Annotated in this window: 10 protein-coding genes and 2 pseudogenes; 10 read left to right on the forward strand and 2 right to left on the reverse strand. The window is 46.6% G+C overall.

What is annotated here, in order from left to right:
- Nucleotides 1-163: 163 nt before the first annotated feature.
- The 3 genes and pseudogenes from skT53_RS03435 to skT53_RS03445 all read left to right on the forward strand — a co-directional run bounded on the left by skT53_RS03435 (nucleotide 164) and on the right by skT53_RS03445 (nucleotide 5,645).
- Complete coding sequence (locus skT53_RS03435) at nucleotides 164-2,101, forward strand: putative thiazole-containing bacteriocin maturation protein (protein ID WP_200759779.1); 1,938 nt, start codon at nucleotides 164-166, stop codon at nucleotides 2,099-2,101.
- Entirely contained in the window at nucleotides 2,098-4,041 is a 1,944-nt protein-coding gene (locus skT53_RS03440; RefSeq protein ID WP_200759780.1) for a TOMM precursor leader peptide-binding protein, read from the forward strand. The genes skT53_RS03435 and skT53_RS03440 overlap by 4 nt, the downstream gene beginning before the upstream one ends.
- Before the next feature lie 22 nt (nucleotides 4,042-4,063).
- A pseudogene (locus skT53_RS03445) lies at nucleotides 4,064-5,645 on the forward strand (SagB family peptide dehydrogenase).
- 323 nt (nucleotides 5,646-5,968) lie between these two features.
- On the opposite strand, the gene skT53_RS03450 reads toward skT53_RS03445, so the two are convergent.
- Nucleotides 5,969-6,385, reverse strand: coding sequence for a GlcG/HbpS family heme-binding protein (locus skT53_RS03450; protein ID WP_200759781.1), 417 nt, complete (start codon nucleotides 6,383-6,385; stop codon nucleotides 5,969-5,971).
- Between the two features lie 589 nt (nucleotides 6,386-6,974).
- Here skT53_RS03450 and skT53_RS03455 point away from each other — a divergent pair.
- The 7 genes from skT53_RS03455 (at nucleotide 6,975) to skT53_RS03485 (ending at nucleotide 13,948) form a co-directional block, all read left to right on the forward strand.
- Nucleotides 6,975-8,270 (forward strand): MFS transporter, encoded by a 1,296-nt coding sequence (locus tag skT53_RS03455; RefSeq protein ID WP_200759782.1) that lies wholly within the window; start codon nucleotides 6,975-6,977, stop codon nucleotides 8,268-8,270.
- A 301-nt stretch (nucleotides 8,271-8,571) separates the two neighbouring features.
- Nucleotides 8,572-9,297: a FadR/GntR family transcriptional regulator gene (locus skT53_RS03460; protein ID WP_200759783.1), complete on the forward strand. Its 726-nt coding sequence runs from the start codon at nucleotides 8,572-8,574 to the stop codon at nucleotides 9,295-9,297.
- Nucleotides 9,290-10,234, forward strand: a complete 945-nt coding sequence (gene meaB / locus skT53_RS03465) for a methylmalonyl Co-A mutase-associated GTPase MeaB (protein WP_200759784.1) — start codon at nucleotides 9,290-9,292, stop codon at nucleotides 10,232-10,234. The genes skT53_RS03460 and meaB overlap by 8 nt, the downstream gene beginning before the upstream one ends.
- Before the next feature lie 19 nt (nucleotides 10,235-10,253).
- Nucleotides 10,254-11,960, forward strand: a complete 1,707-nt coding sequence (locus skT53_RS03470; protein WP_200759785.1) for an acyl-CoA mutase large subunit family protein — start codon at nucleotides 10,254-10,256, stop codon at nucleotides 11,958-11,960.
- A gap of 21 nt (nucleotides 11,961-11,981) precedes the next feature.
- Nucleotides 11,982-12,386 carry a cobalamin B12-binding domain-containing protein gene (locus skT53_RS03475; protein WP_200759786.1) on the forward strand — a complete coding sequence of 135 codons (405 nt, stop codon included), beginning with the start codon at nucleotides 11,982-11,984 and terminating at the stop codon, nucleotides 12,384-12,386.
- Between the two features lie 27 nt (nucleotides 12,387-12,413).
- Nucleotides 12,414-12,530 carry an SDR family oxidoreductase gene (locus tag skT53_RS03480; protein ID WP_200759787.1) on the forward strand — a complete coding sequence of 39 codons (117 nt, stop codon included), beginning with the start codon at nucleotides 12,414-12,416 and terminating at the stop codon, nucleotides 12,528-12,530.
- A 14-nt stretch (nucleotides 12,531-12,544) separates the two neighbouring features.
- The gene (locus skT53_RS03485; protein WP_226375322.1) at nucleotides 12,545-13,948 is read left to right on the forward strand and encodes a phenylacetate--CoA ligase family protein; all 1,404 of its coding nucleotides are present in this window, start codon (nucleotides 12,545-12,547) and stop codon (nucleotides 13,946-13,948) included.
- 97 nt (nucleotides 13,949-14,045) lie between these two features.
- Here the strand turns inward: skT53_RS03485 and skT53_RS03490 are convergent.
- Nucleotides 14,046-15,215, reverse strand: a pseudogene (locus skT53_RS03490) (transposase); the annotation flags it as partial.
- Nucleotides 15,216-15,475 lie beyond the last annotated feature (260 nt).

Consider the following 15,475-nt stretch of genomic DNA (forward strand, 5'->3'; position numbering starts at 1 on the left):
GAAACCGTGACTTACTAAGAAAAAGGGGTCACCCCTGCATGGTGTTAACGCTGGCAGGGGTTGTTCTTTACAAGATCAGGAACTTAGGACAGTAGCAATACATAAGATTAGAGTGCAAGTGATGGCACAGACAACAGAACAGATCACAATCAGGAGGAGTGTAATGACAAATTTCAACCCCTCTATGCGTCTAAAAATAAAAGGGGACACGTTTTTTCTCCCTGATCCAAACCAAGGTGTGTATTTTCTGAATAACATAGGCTCGTTTCATATGGAAGGCAAAACGATCGATCAATGGATTGAAAAACTGATTCCGGTGCTCAACGGGGAGCATACGTTGGAGGATTTGACAGACGGATTGCCTGACAAATACCGGGAACAGGTATATGAAATCGCGGAAGTGTTGTACCAAAATGGCATTGTTCGGGATGTAAGCCAAGACCGTCCCCATCAATTGACGGATGAAGTTCTCAAAAAGTATGCTTCTCAAATTGAATTTTTAGATTGTTTTGCTGATTCAGGCGCATACCGTTTTCAGTGCTATCGTCAATCGAAAGTGTTGGCCGTCGGCTCTGGTCCAATTTTTGTTTCTTTGGTTGCGGCGTTATTCGAATCCGGATTGCCTAAGTTTCACATGCTGGTCACAGACTCGGTGCCCACTAATCGGCTGCGGTTGGTGGAGCTGGAGGAACATGCCCGCCAAACGGACCTTGATGTGGCGGTAGAGGAGGTCATCCTGCACGAGTGGACGGCGTGTGGTTGGCGGGAGGCTGTGCAGCCGTTTGATTTCATTTTGTATGTATCGCAGGTGGGCGATTTCGAAGAACTGCGTGATCTTCATGCGATTTGCAGGGAGGAGGGTAAGGTGTTACTCCCTGCCATATGTCTGTATCAGGCAGGGCTGGCAGGTCCACTGGTCCATCCGGAGTCTGACGGATGTTGGGAGTCGGCATGGCGACGCATACACAAACCTGCGGTCTGTAAAGACCCGCAACTGCACAGCTTCTCCTCCACTGCGGGAGCGTTGTTGGCAAATGTGATCGTGTTTGAATTGCTAAAAACGGTTACGAAAATTGCCAAATCGGAATTGATGAATAAACTGTTCCTGCTAGATTTGGAGACATTGGAAGGAAACTGGCATTCGTTCAACCCCCATCCCCTGGTAACCGGACATGCGGCTGTCGAAAGGATGGAGGATCTCGATTTCCGGTTCGAACTGAATTTGATCAATCGTGGATCGAACGGATTGCTTCCCTACTTCAACCAATTAACATCGGCGGAAACAGGGATTTTCCATGTCTGGGAGGAGGGGGATTTGAAGCAACTTCCTTTGGCTCAGTGCCGCGTACAATCATCCGACCCGCTGTCAGAGGGACCGGCAGAACTGTTACCGGAGATTGTCTGTACGGGTTTAACACATGAAGAGGCACGGCGGGAAGCGGGGTTAACCGGAATTGAAGTGTATGCGTCACGAATGGTCGATCTGCTCATATCGAAGCTTCGGCCCCATCAGGAAGAATTTGTCGGTGTGGGAGCAGGGGAAACAGTTGCAGAAGGGGTTTGCCGTGGGTTGCAAAAATGTTTGGTTGAGGAACTGGGGAAGCAACTAGTGGTTCAGAACCCTATTGTCTTTCAGGTGCAATTAAGTAACGTAAGAGATAATGGTTGTCGTTTCTATTTACAGGCATTGACCGAGATGCAGGGGGAACCGATCATTGGGTTGGGAGAAGAATTATATGGGTTCCCGGTGGTGTGGGTAGGTACGAATGGCCGCTGGTATGGCAGTGTTGGCTTGAATGTGACGAAGGCGTTGCGGAACGCATTGCAACAGGCTTTGCTGAAGGAACAAAATCAAGAGGCGTACCTTATGCCGCAATCGTTGGTGACTTCGTCCGTGCATTTGGAAGAAAGGGGTTCACAAACTCTTATGATCCCCTCGTATAAAGAGGGGGAACACTCGGAGGTTTTACAGTCTGCCCTGCAAACGTTGAAAAATAACAAGAAGCGACTTTTAGTCTTTGATATGGCGGTGGAACCGTTTTTTAAACAGGAACTTGCAGGAGTTTTCGGAGTTATTGTACGAGAGGAGGAATCCTGTTGAGTTCTGCTGTGACTATTGTTGGAGAAGGGCTTTTGGCTGACTTCGTGTACGCACAACTTTCTGATGAATACCGGGTCATTCGTCGGACGGATTTCAAGGCAGGAAGATTGAATAGAACGGATTTGGTTCTGGTATTGCATGATGCCTGGAACCCCTCCTTTCATAAGCAGGCGGAAGATATGCTGCAGCCCATTGGGATCCCGTGGCTTCGCGGTTTTGTTTTATTTGGAGAGGGCGTGATCGGACCACTGGTTCGCCCAGGTATGTCGGGGTGCTCCCAATGTGCGGACATGCGGCAGCTCATGGCGGGACACGACCGCAAGGAGATGTGGGAGTTGCAAAAGAAAGTAACGACCCATGGGGGAATACGGCGTGACCAGTGGGCGTCGCGCACGGGGCTTTTGTACATGGCACACCTGGTTGTGGCTGAGGTACAGAAGGTGTTGCAAAACAACAGGGCCTACTTGGAAGGGCAGGTGATTTTAATCAACCTGAATACGTTAAAGAGTTCACGTCACTTTTTTCTGCCCGATCCACTGTGTCCCGTTTGTAGTCGATTACCCGACGATTCACCGATAGCGGCTCGAATTTCACTGCAACCAAGTCCGAAAATCCACGCAAACAGTTACCGTTGCCGTTCGATGGATGATCTGAAGGATGTTTTGGTCAAAGATTATCTGGATTACCGGACTGGCTTTTTGAATGGGAAAATGCATGACCTTGTGTCACCGTTTGCCGGTGTAAGTGTGAATCTGCCGTTGCTTATGGGGGACGAGGCCACAGCTGGCCGGACTCATTCATATGCGGACAGCGAGTTGACTGCTATCTTGGAGGGCTTGGAGAGATATTGCGGCCTGACACCCCGTGGAAAGCGGACGGTAATCCACGATAGTTTTCACAATCTGGCGAATCAAGCGCTTAGCCCTGTTAAAGTAGGCGTACACGCAAAGGAACAGTATTCGCAGCCTGGTTTTCCGTTCAAACCGTTTGATCCGGATCGTCCCATCGATTGGGTATGGGGATATTCGTTTTTGCAAGAACGTTCGATTCTGGTTCCGGAATTGCTTGCCTATTACAGCTTAGGTTGCGGGGATGGCTTCGTTTATGAAACTTCCAACGGATGCGCGATAGGTGGAAGTCTGGAGGAGGCTATTTTCTACGGCATTATGGAAGTGGTGGAACGTGATTCATTCCTTATGACCTGGTACGCGCAACTTCCTCTCCCACGTCTTGACCCTGATTCCGTTATGGATCTGGAATTGCGGTTGATGATCGATCGCCTACAAGCGGTAGCGGGTTATGATCTGTATTTATTTGACTCCACGATGGAGAACGGGATTCCAAGTGTTTGGACTTTGGCGAAAAACAGGAAACAAAAGGGAGTGAATCTCATCTGTGCGGCCGGTGCTCATCTGGACCCCGTTCATGCAGTGAAAAGTGCGATACATGAGGTAGCCGGGATGCTGCTCACTCTTGACGAGAAATTTGAATCGAACCGAGCAGAGTGTCTTAGAATGCTTCATGACCCGTCCCTGGTGCAGAAGATGGAGGACCATTCCATGCTGTACAGTTTGCCGGAAGCGGAGGAGCGACTGCAATTTTTGCTGAATGAAAATCGACCTATGCGAACATTTGACGAGCAATTCAAGCCGAAGGCGCGGCATACGGATCTGACCGATGATTTGAGGGACATTATCCAGACGTTTCGCCGATTACATCTCGACGTGATAGTAGTGAACCAGACAACACCGGAAATCAGTAGAAACGGATTGTACTGTGTAAAAGTTCTGATTCCGGGGATGATGCCAATGACGTTCGGACATCACCTTACCCGTTTGACAGGTCTGGAGAGAGTGTTTAGGGTGCCAGTGGACCTCGGGTATGCTGAACAACCCTTAACGCTTGAACAGCTCAATCCACACCCACATCCGTTTCCATAAACCGATTCTAGGAGGAGGAAAGATGAGTCTGGAGGCATTTTTGCAAAAACTGCATTTTGACCCTGACAACATCCGACCACGGGATTGGGAAGTGGATTGGGAAGACGCACCGCTTACGTATAAGCTCTACCGCGGATTGCCTGTTTTTTCCGCTCTCCCCTGAAGTGCCACTGACACTGGAAGGACAGCAATCAAGCACCAAGCCCGATCTACACGTAATCGGTGGTTTTCTCTGGTACGTATTTGGACTCGCTCAACTCTGCCAGTCGGTCTTTGACCTTGAATCTGCGGAACAAGGGACCGGTCTAATGCAATCGTACCGGCGATTTGTTCCCTCAGGAGGGGGGGTGTATCCAAGCGAATTATACGTGTATCTGAAGATACAGGATTTGCCTTCCGGAGTGTACCATTATGATGTGGCACACCATCGCTTGGTGTTATTACGTGAAGGCAATTTCGATTCATATCTTGCCCGGGCGCTTGGTAATCGCTGCGAAATGTCGGAGTGTTTTGGCACTGTCTTTGTGTCGACAATGTTTTGGAAGAATTTTTTTAAATATCATAACTTTGCCTACCGCCTGCAAGGACTGGATGCTGGAGCTCTGATTGGACAGTTGCTGGAAGTCTCGAAAAGGTTTCGGTTCGAATCGGGGGTATATTTTCAGTTTCTTGATCGGGCCGTAAACCATCTGCTCGGGCTATCCGAGCAAGAAGAGAGCGTTTACGCAGTTATTCCGCTCTCGGTAGAGCCAGCAACCACTTGGTTTACAGAGGAGAGTGACAGAAACGGGATTGTCTTCGCTACCGAATTGTGCCGTGAGTTAACTCCTGTTCGCCATGATCAATATGTCCGATCCCGTAGGGTTTTTCAGTATCCGATGCTGATCAGAATGAATGAAGCGTCTTTGCTGGAATCACAGCGGTCGTTTCGGCAGATCAAGGAAGAAAAAAGAGATTACTGTGAAGGTGAGGTGATAGCTCTGCCCAGCGTGAAACGCCTGTCGTATGATTTAGCGTCAATCACACGAAAGCGGTACTCACCAGATACGGAATTCTTTATGAACGAAGTAAGCCAAGAACAACTGTCAGCTCTGTTGCAAGAAGCAACGAGTTCTTTCTCATACCGAAATGATTTGGATAGACCTTATGCAAAGCCCGAACCTCGTGTTTCATTGTATGGCTGTTTGTATAACGCCGAAGGCATTCCCAATGGTGCATACCACTATGACAGCGCTAATCATGCTCTGCGACAGGTACGTCTCGGGGATCATCGTCTCCAGCTTCAACAGGCAATGTCTCTGGGAAATGTAAATCTGTTCCAAGTACCGCTGTGTTTGCATGTGGCAGGAGACCAGAACCACTTGAAAACAGTATTGGGATACAGAGGATATCGCATCCAACAAATGGAAGCGGGTATGCTTGTACAGCGTTTACTGCTGACAGCGTCTGCCATCGGGATAGGAGGTCGCCCACTCCTCGGATTTGATGTGAGCACTTGTGATGAGATATATAGGATGGTTACTAAGCAGGAAACCAGCTTGATCCAAATCCCGGTCGGCCCCCAGCGTGTTCGCCCCTGGTTGCAGGGAAGTTTGCATGGCTAGAGGAGGAAGTTGACACATGCTAGGGCGAATAAGGAGAAAGTGGTTCTCTACACAGGTAAATAGTGAATAGGATAAATGCAACCATGGGGATGGTCCGGTAGTTATGGTCCGTCCCTTTAAGTTATGGGAAACGTCCCTGGGAATCACAAAAAAAATCGAGGATTTTACAACGAAGAAAGAGCTCAAACAAGCTGACACCGGTTGAATACCGATGCCAGCTTGTAGCCAGGGCTTTTTTCAATTTCCACTAAATGGGGTTTTGACCAATTCAAGGTCGGTTTTTTTTTCTTCTGCTCTATGATGGGTATCAGATTCGTTACTGTTCAATCTATGTTTTCCTCATTAACAATTTTAGCAATATATTCAGTAATACTCTGGTCCTCGCTTACTGCAAGACCGCTTACACCAACGCAACCGATTATTTTACCAGCCTTATTCTTGAGCAAATTTCCACCAGGTAAAGCCGTTAATCCTGGATCACAGTAATAGCTTATTTCAAGGTTGTCTTGCTGCAGCCTGGAAAGAAAGACATCCGTTGAAACACCCATCCGAATTGCTGTATAGGCCTTTTGTTGAGATATGCGAATACTTCGCAAAGGTGCGCCTTCCATCCGATCAAAGGTTAGCAGTGCCCCCGAATCATCACCGATGGCAATACAGATAGGTCTGCCAAAGTCTTTGATGGCTTTTTCCTTTCCAATTTCAATTAGTTTCCTGGCAAGATCCAATGTAAGTTCCATATCAGTGTTTTCCCCTTATTCCATATTAGTCATGCTCCCACGCAGTAAGCGCCTTCATTCTTGATATTATGCGATAGATGGGAATCTCTTTAATTCTACTATTTTTTGTGACAGTTTTTCAATGATTCTTTTCGATTATAGGTCTGTGTGTTGTTTTCAGATTGGGATAGAAACGGGACATCCTTCAATTTTCTGGTTAGACCTTATTTTCCCTTGAGAGTGATTCGTAACCCGTCTCGCATACATCATATTTTGAATACTCTATATTGACCGACTTTTGTGTTTTTGGTAACATGTTATTAAGCTTTTAATACGATTGTCAGACAATCGTATTAACCTAACTAGATCCACTCCTCCAGACATTATGTTTAGTCCTCTCTTCATTCTTCTAAGTTTTAACTCCAAGTAATGTAGTTTCTGTTTTGTCGTAATCAATTGGACTGCTATCTTCAGGAATTGTCTCGTACAACATTATTACTGCCAAAGGGGGTATGAAAGCGTTCTCATTCCAATTACAGATAAGGTTCCGCTTGCGTGGAACCCGGGTGTGGAGAGTAACCAAAACCTTAACAGGGGAGGTTATTCCAGGGTGGAAAGGGAAACAGTGAGGGCAGCTGAAAGACAGGTAAGTGTTCGAAGAGGAATCAAAGCCCGTTGGTGGGTCATGTTTTTCATCTTTTTAAGTACCATCCTCGCTTATACCGACCGTTCGAATATTTCTGTCGTAGCGGTAACCATGATGAAACAATTCGGTTGGAATGAACAGCAGTATGGGATGCTTGCTTCCGCTTTTTTTGCTGGGTATTTGCTGCTTGGGATTCCTGCCGGCTGGTTGTCCGACAAGTGGGGAGGGGTCAAGTTTCTTGCATTGGGAGTAATTTTGTGGTCGGTCTTCACAGCAATTACTCCGCTGGCTTGGGGATTTGGCGCGATGTTGTTAATTCGATTCCTACTGGGGGTCGGAGAGGCAGTTAACTTCCCATCTCATACTTCGATTGTGTCCAGATGGTCCCCTTTGCATGTACGAGGACGCTGGCAGGGTCTGAATATGTCGGGAATGGCTATTGGCGTCATGATTGCGGCACCCATTACTACTTGGTTGACGCAAAATTTCAGTTGGCACGCATCCTTTTACTTCTTTGGGATTATCGGGATTATTTGGGCTGTTTTGTGGTTGAAAATCGCCACAGATGATCCGAAAGACAACCGGTTTATCACTAAAGATGAATTAAACGAGATGAAGGATATCAATCAACTCCATAGCGAGAATCAAACCAGAATTTCCTGGGGTGCGCTGCTTCGTGTAAAGGAAATATGGGGACTTACGTTAATTTACTTTTTTCAAAACTACAATTGGTATCTTTATCTTACCTGGCTGCCAGCCTATTTAATGAAAGCACGCGGATTCACCTTACTTAAAGTAGGATATTTCGGCATGTTGCCCTGGCTGGGAGCGTTTATTGCGATGAATGTAGCCGGCACGGCATCAGACTATCTTACCAAGCGATACAGTCTTACCCAGGCGAGAAGAATTCCGATTTACGTTTCTTTTCTTGGCACTGCGGTATTTATGGCGCTGGGAGCATATACACCCAATGAATGGGCTGCTCTGACTTATATTACTTTATCGGTTACATTCCTCGGAGTTAATTTCGCAATGTTCTGGACTTTGCCGATTGATATCGGGCCAAAGAGTGCAGGTACATTATCCGGAGTAATGAACACTTCCGGAACCATTGCTGGAATTATCGCCCCGGCACTGACAGGATTTTTAATTGTAACGCTGGGATCCTGGCAGTACGTTCTGTTTCTTGGAGCTGCACTTGCGCTGGTCGGTGCGGTTCTCACCCGCTTTATGATTTCTGCCAACCGTGTACTTGATTAAAAGTTGCACATAACAGCCGGGAGGATCCACGGAAAATGATCGTTTCCACATTGTAAAGTAGTGGGATGGGTAAATTTTTCCGCCGGGTTCTCTCGAAACGACTCTTAGTGCAGGAGGAATATCCGGATTGGGAGAGAGTGTGGGATGATTTTCATAGGGGTGAATAAATCGGAGATATTCAGGGTGATAGTCTGTTCGAATTCGGTGGTCGCCAAATCTATGTCCGGAGCTTTTCAAAGAATCAGAAAAGGGGACGCGTTCATTTTACCTTAACTGCATTGTCAGACGAAGGAGATTGGATATGTTTAAAGCGATTCGGCATAAAAAAATATTTGAAGAAATCCTTGATCAAATCAAAGAGTTATTGATTACAAAGAAGCTGAAAGTTGGGCAAAAAATACCACCCGAACTTGAATTATCTGAATCTTGGGGAATCAGCCGTTCCTCCGTTAGGGAGGCGCTCAGGGTTTTGGATGTTCTTGGTATCATTGAAGCAAAAACCGGAGAAGGCACCATCATCAAACAAGCGGATCCCGAAAACTTGAAGAACATTATGTCTTTGGTTGCTTTATCCAGGGGAATCGATACGATTGAGTTATTTGAAGTGCGGACGGTGATCGAAATGTATTCCGTTCGTTTGGCAGCATTGAACAGAACAGACCACGATTTGTCCGTTTTGAAACGTTATTTAATCAAGTTAGACGACCTTTATGTAAATCAGGAAATGGAGATTGAATCGGATTTTTATTTCCACCGTTGGATTGTGGAGGCTTCCAAAAATAAGATTTTGGTTATGCTCATGGAGATGATTTCCGGTTTATTGGAGGAACAGATCAGGGAAACCAGAAGCCTGCTGTCTGCTTCTAACGAAACATTAAAGCGTTTTCAGAATCAGCATTGGGAAATATTCCAAGCCATCGAGCAGAAACAACCGGTTCGGGCGGAAAAAGCTGTGCTGGATCATTTGAATTATGCCCAACATGAATTGGGATTGCAGCCCAAATTTGTAGGAGGGAAGCATGAATAAACTGATTGAGTTATTTAATCAAGGAGATCCGGTTGCGTTAGGCAGGCTGCTAAAAGAAGTCGAAAATGGGACTGCTATCGGCTATGAGGTATTGAAACACAGTGCAGTAAAGAAGGGAAACACACACGTTGTAGGGATTACGGGACCTCCCGGTGCAGGGAAGAGTACTCTGGTGGGGAACTTGTGCAGTGGTTGGGCTGATCAGGGATTGAAGATAGGGGTGATTTGTGTGGATCCCTCCAGTCCCTTCAGTGGAGGAGCGCTGCTTGGAGACCGGATCAGAATGCAGGAATTATCCAAATTACCCAATGTTTTTATTAAAAGCCTAGCTACAAGAGGAAGTTTAGGTGGAATTGCAGCATCCACCGCCGACATTGTGCTGTTGATGGATGCTTTCGGAAAAGACATCATTGTTGTGGAAACGGTCGGTGTAGGTCAAGTGGAGCACGACATATTGGACATCTCCGATACGGTGGTTCTCGTAAATGTACCGGGTTTAGGTGATACGTTGCAAACAATGAAGGCTGGAATTATGGAAGTTGCCGATCTCTATGTGATCAACCAGGCGGATCGCCCCGGAGCTGATGAAAGCGTAAGGGATCTGAAGATGATGATTCGAGAACTGGAAAAGGTTGGGTGGCAACCGCCTGTGCTGCAAACCATTGCCACACAAAAGGTGGGAATCAAAGAATTGATGGAAGAAATTGACCATCACAAAGCATATCTTCATTATTCAGAATTATGGGATAAAAAACGACAAGAACGGAATACGAAACGATTGTACAGCATGATTGAAGAGTTATTTTCGTCCAAAGTGAAACAGTATGTCGAATCGAAAAAAGACATCGGACAACGAATTGCTTTTGTCCGTGACGGACAATTAGACCCTTTTACCGTGGCACAGGAAATTGTGGACGGAATTATAAGCGCCAACTAGGAGATGGGGAGGAGAAAGTATGTCCAGCAATAATACGAAACCGCGAACACAAATGTTTGATTCGGAAGCTATTCGTCAAATCGAATCAGAAAAGAAACGTTGGGAGCAAGAGACGGTAAAAAACAATGAAGCGGAAAAAGAATATTACTCCGACTCGGGAATTCCGATTAAATTGCTGTATACCCCGGATGATATAAAGGACTTGGATTACTTAAGCGATCTGGGCTTTTCAGGTGAATCGCCGTATGTACGCGGCATTTATCCTAATATGTATCGAGGACGATTGTTCACTGTTCGGCAAATCGCGGGTTATGGTACACCGGAAGATACCAATGACCGCTTTAAATTTCTACTGAAAAACGGTGCTACGGGAACAAGTGTCGTATTGGATCTTCCCACCATCCGCGGTTATGATTCCGATGATCCGGAAGCAGAAGGGCACGTGGGAGCCGCAGGTGTAGCGATCGATTCTTTGGAAGATGTGGAAGCTTTGTATGATGGTATCCCTGTTGACGAAGTCTCTTCCAACATTGTTACCCATTTGCCCAGTACCACCGTAGTGATTATGGCCATGTTTGTTGTCATGGCGGAAAAACGGGGTATTCCTCTAGAAAAATTGTCCGGTACCAATCAGAACGATTTTTTGATGGAAACGACGATCGGGAGCTCCTTGGAAGTGCTTCCCCCCAGAGCTTGTTTCCGTTTGCAGTGCGACGCGATCGAGTACGCAAGTAAAAACCTGCCGAGATGGAATCCTGTCAGTTACAACGGTTATAACTTGCGTGAAGCAGGAACTACTGCCGTGCAGGAAGTGGCGGTCGCATTGGCCAATGCCATTGCGACATCGGAAGAACTGATCAGAAGAGGCAACAAAATTGATGATTTTGCCAAGAGGTTATCATTCTTCTGGAACTTGTTTAATGATTTTTTTGAAGAAATCGCGAAATGCCGGGCGTCTCGTCTGGTTTACCAGGAGATCATGCGAGACCGGTTCCATGCGAAACATGCTAAGTCACAGCTAATGCGCTTTCACGTTCAGACAGCGGGTATCACGCTTACTAAAGTGGAACCTCTGAATAACATCGCCCGTTCGGCGATCCAGGGACTTGCCGCAGTGCTTGGTGGGGCACAGTCTTTGCATATAGACTCGTATGATGAGGCCTATTCGGCTCCAACGGAAGAATCCGCCCTAATTTCCATCAGAACACAACAAATCCTGCAGGTTGAAACGAATGTGACTAATACTGTAGATCCCCTCGCCGGATCTTATTATATAGAAAGCTTGACGAAGGAAATAGCCAATAGAATCCGTGAATATATTGCGCTTATTGAATCCAAAGGAGGATTGGTGTCATGTGTGGAAAGCGGTTGGCTGCACCGCGAAATTGCTGACTTTGCATATCAAACGCAGCAGGATATCGAGAGCGGTCAGCGCAAAATCGTTGGCCTCAACTATTTCCCAACTGAAGGGAACAAAACCCAAGTCAATGTATTTCGCTATCCGGAGGATGCAGAAAGAAAGCAAAAAGAAAAGCTGAGAAAACTGCGTGAAAGAAGAGATAACACGAAAGTGGAGCAGACGTTGAACATGATTCGACAGAAGTGCCATGAGGACATAAACCTGATGCCATATATCAAAGAAGCTGTAGCAGCATACGCTACTTTGGGTGAAATTGAAGAAGTATTTCGTCAGGAATTTGGCTTGTGGCAGTTTCCATTAGCTTGATTCATTCGAGGAGGAGCCAATATGGGAGATAAAAAGATTAAAGTGATTATGACAAAATTGGGATTGGATATTCATTGGCGCGGAGCTCTTGTGGTATCAAGAATGCTGCGGGATGAAGGAATGGAAGTCGTATTTCTGGGAAATCAGTTTCCGGAACAAATTGTGAATGCAGCGATTCAGGAAGGTGCCGATGTTGTAGGCTTGAGTACGCTCGGAGGCAATCACTTAACACTGGGCCCCAAGGTGGTTCAGCTTCTGAGGGAAAAAGGAATGGATGATGTGCTGGTTCTGATGGGCGGAGTTATACCGGAAGAGGATTTTCCGGCTCTTAAAGCGGCCGGTATAGCTGAAATCTTCGGGCCTGAAACGAGAATAGGGGATATTGCTAATTTTATAAGAAAAGAAGTAGGAAAAATCATTGCTTGACTCAACCTCTGAAAGACCAAAACACCGTTGCCAAAATTGGGTAAATCGGAAGATATGGCCGCTGCTTACCTGTTCCTTGCTTCCGATGAAGCGAGTTATATCAATGGAACAGTCCCTAGTATAGACAGCGGACTCGTTAATTAAGGGAGGGAATACGTGTGATTGAAACATCAGTTAAAAATAAGTTACTGCATCAATGGCCGCCCAAATATGATAAAGAGTATATTCCAGACTTGAATGAAAAGTATTGGTATAAGGACATTGAAACAGCTTCAAGGGAAGAACTGGATGAAATCATATTGTTCAAAGTTCAAAAGGTCATGGAACATGCCTACAATCATTCCCCTTTCTATCAAAGAAAATGGAATAAGATTGGTCTTCATCCTCACGATATTAAAAGTCTGAAAGACTTTGAGCAAGTGCCTATCACTACGAAAGCGGATATTCGTCAGGATCTTGAAGAAAATCCGCCGTTTGGCTCCAATGTGTGTGTTCCATATTCAGAAGTGCATCGTATTCATGGAACATCGGGAACAACAGGAAAACCAACCGTATTTTCATTCGGGAAAGACGATTGGGAGCGGATTGCTCATCAGCACGCAAGAATCATGTGGAGCTTTGGCATGAGACCAAGCGATCTTGTGTTTATAGCTTCCCCCCTCAGTCTGTATATTGGAAGTTGGGGGGCACTGATTGGCGCGGAAAGATTGGGAGCGAAAACGTTTCCGTTCGGGGCCGGCCAGACCGGGCAAACGGAGAAAGCGGTGTCTTGGTTAAAAGAAGTGAAACCTACGGTTTTTTACGGAACCCCGTCATATTCTTTGTATTTAGCTGAAAAAGCGAAAGAACAAGGTGTGGATCCGAAAGAATTCGGCTTTAGGATAATGTTCTTTTCCGGTGAACCTGGTGCAGGAGTCCGGTCAACCAAAAGGAGGATTGAAAAAACCTATGGTTGCATCTGTATCGACTCCGGAACAATGGCTGAAGCAACGCCATGGATGAGCAACACCGAATGCGAGCATCGCACGGGGGTGCATTTATGGCTGGATGTGGTCTACACGGAAGTGGTGGACAAAGATACTAAACAGCGGGTTCCCTATGGCGGTGAAGGGGTACCGGTGTATACGCCGCTTGAAAGAACATCACAACCGGTAATCCGTTTCTGGTCCGGCGATCTTACGACTTGGACCGATGAACCGTGCCCGTGTGGACGGGTATATCCCCGTCTTCCCAAGGGAATCTATGGACGGATTGACGATATGATCACAGTTCGAGGGGTCAACGTTTACGCGAGTCTGGTAGAGAATATAGTGAGAAGTATTGATGGGCTTGGTGAAGAGTTCAGGCTGGTAGTAACCCGCGAGAACATCATGGATGAAGTTACCGTTCAATGTGAAACTCTTGGTACAAGAGCAGATGGGGAACTGGAGGTTCAAATTAGCCGAGATTTGAAGCGGGAAACGGGCGTTAACTTTAAAATAAAACTTCTTCCGTTAGGAACGCTGGAAAGAACACAATTCAAAGCAAAGAGAGTGATCGATAACCGTGATTTCAGAAGTTAGCGGTAATCATAATCAACGAATTGATCTACTCCGTAATGAACTGAAAAATGTGGGGATTTTTGCCGCTCTGATATTGAAACCAAGGAACCGATCCTCTTTACCCGCCGTGCTCATCAACTGGCAAAATCGGCCAGTTGGGCCGGTTTACCATGTGGCATGGCCTTATGAACGAAAAAATAGTCGAAAAAAACCTGGAAATTGCAGAGGTTAGAGTTTCTTCCCTGGTCACGGATTCCGGATTTTGGCATGCCAAAATCCGGGTCCGAGGTCGTTTTTTCTTAAACCGGCATAACCTTTTCAGATTTTGAACAATTGCGGTCAGCAGCGTCTGTTCTTGCATACTTTCCAGACCTCTGCTCCGTGCTCGATCCAGCCTGTGTACGGTTTTCGCTTCCGCAAAGGCATGTTCACAACGAGTACGCCTTTTCTGGATCTGCCGATACTTGCCCTCGAGTTGGATTCGTTTGGCTTTGTTTTTGACCAGAACTTCTTGTACTTTGGCCGCTCTCTTTCGCTGTTTTTCCGCCTCATGGGTTTGTCTCTTCCAGGTTGGGATCGGTTCCAGTTCCAGATTCCGAAGCGAAACGAGCGGAACCAGACCCTGTGAAAATAATGTGCCAAGGTATTCCGGAGTTCCGTATGCTTTGTCGGCGGATACGGTGCGAATCCGAATTGTCGGGTGTTGAAAACGAAGGGCTGCAAGCTGCTGAAGGCTGATCTCCCGTTCCGCCGTGCCCGCCGCAAGACTTGCCTGCGTTGACAAAATGACGCCGGAAGTCACATCGGTGACGTTGTGTACCAAATAACGCAAATAGGCTTCCTGCCCTTTGCTCTTCTTGTATAACCGGGCGTCCGGATCGGTTACGCTTCGGTGTGTCGCATTGGAAAACTTCTTGCCGTGAAAGTCTTCATGGACAGCCTCTTCTTGTAAGCGTGTCGTCTCTGAAGCGGACCTTACGGAGGACGACGGAGGGGGATCGGAATCCTCCTTTTTCGGGTCCACAGGCATTTCGTCTTGATCCTGACGAGCTAATTCTGACAAGTACTCCTCAATGGAATGCACCGGGGCCAATGTGATTTCCTGCAGGCTGTGAACGGATGCGTTGGCTCGTACCTGCGATCCGTCCACCCCTGCGTGGACGTCCGGTTTTACCAAGCCAGCCGCAATGCACTGATCGACAACATGGATCATCATTCACTCGAAAATCCCATGCTTTCGCCACAGCTTACGGGTTTTTACCAAGGTCGTTCGATCCGGAAGGGAGGGAGGGACGGTTCGGACTCGGTCGACGACTTCGTTTAGTTGGCGAAGAATATGGTCTTGATGTGTACGATGCAGTTACCTATTGGTTTATGAGACTTTTTCACCGGACTTCTAGATCAAGAACCTGAATGAGTTCTCGGGTGCTTACTTTCGGCCCCAATTCCTCTTTTTTCTGAGAATCTCAATTTGCATTTCCTTTTCTCCAAGTAGTATCTTTGCTTCCTCAAGCCCCTTTTCCGGCTGTTGCTCACGATTGGAAGGGC

Origin of the sequence: Effusibacillus dendaii (genome assembly GCF_015097055.1) — a bacterium.
Taxonomy (GTDB): Bacteria; Bacillota; Bacilli; order Tumebacillales; family Effusibacillaceae; genus Effusibacillus; species Effusibacillus dendaii.